This is a genomic window from Loigolactobacillus zhaoyuanensis (assembly GCF_003946385.1).
GTDB lineage: Bacteria > Bacillota > Bacilli > Lactobacillales > Lactobacillaceae > Loigolactobacillus > Loigolactobacillus zhaoyuanensis.
The window spans coordinates 1-1,096 of sequence record NZ_RHOE01000152.1 but is presented as its reverse complement, the minus strand read 5'-3'; the positions used below and the strand labels follow the sequence as shown (position 1 = coordinate 1,096).

The window sequence follows — 1,096 nt, the reverse complement described above, 5'->3', positions numbered from 1 at the left end:
CTTGAATTTATACTTTAAGTGCAACAAAAGAGACTCATGATATGAATCCCTGTAAAATGGTGTTTGCGAAGACAACCATCGAAGGGAGCACATAATCATGAACCCATACAAACATCTTACCATGAGTGAACGCGAAACGATATTCCTGATGCATAATAATCAGGCTTCACTGACTTCAATTGCCCAAACAATTGGTCGAGCAACGTCGACAGTTAGCCGTGAGTTATCGCGAAATAGATCGGCATATTCACCTTCTGTTGCTCAAGAGCGCTACGAAGCTCAAAAATCTCATTGTGGACGCCGGTCGCTACTTTCTGATCACCAATTGCTTCAATTAATCCGGCATTTATTCTTGGATCTACAATGGTCACCAGAAGAAATTGCCGCACGCTTAAAATTAGAGACCTCATCATTTCAGATCAGCTACACCACGATTTATCGTGGCATCTACTCCGGTTTATTTGATCAGAAGCTTTCATCACGAGGTGCCAGAGGGGTGATCAGAAAGCTTAGACATCATGGTAAATCGCGCCATAAAAAAGGTTATGAGGAACGTCGCGGGAAGATTCCTATATCGCATACACTCCAAGAACGACCTGAGTCTGCCAATAAGCGGACTCAGATTGGCCACTGGGAGCTGGACACTGTAGCTGGCAAAACTGGCAGATCTTGTGTGGTCACAATGGTTGACCGTTGTTCAAGATACTTAATAATGCACAAAGCAGCTAAGAAAAACTCAGCCAGTGTGACCACTACTATTCGAAGACTACTAAAAGATCTGCCACCAGAACACTTGGGTACGATTACGCCCGACCGTGGCAAGGAATTCGCTAAACATCATCAACTAACTGAAGAATTTGGTATTGAGTTTTACTTTCCAAATCCTCATGCCCCGTGGCAACGTGGGTCAAATGAAAATACAAATGGCTTAATCCGCGAGTACCTGCCTAAAAATCAGGATATGGATCCAATTTCGGATACCGTCATTTTAGAATTCGTTGATCGGCTGAATAAAAGGCCACGGAAATGTTTAAATTGGAAAACACCATATGAGATCTATCATAATCAAAAATTGCACTTAATTTGACAATTCAAG

General features: G+C 42.3%; 1 protein-coding gene. It reads left to right on the top strand.

Annotated elements, in window-relative coordinates; translation table 11 throughout:
* The first annotated feature begins 97 nt into the window (after positions 1 to 97).
* The gene (locus tag EKM76_RS13370; RefSeq protein ID WP_125551027.1) at positions 98 to 1,087 is read left to right on the top strand and encodes an IS30 family transposase; all 990 of its coding nucleotides are present in this window, start codon (positions 98 to 100) and stop codon (positions 1,085 to 1,087) included.
* The last annotated feature ends 9 nt before the right edge of the window (positions 1,088 to 1,096 follow it).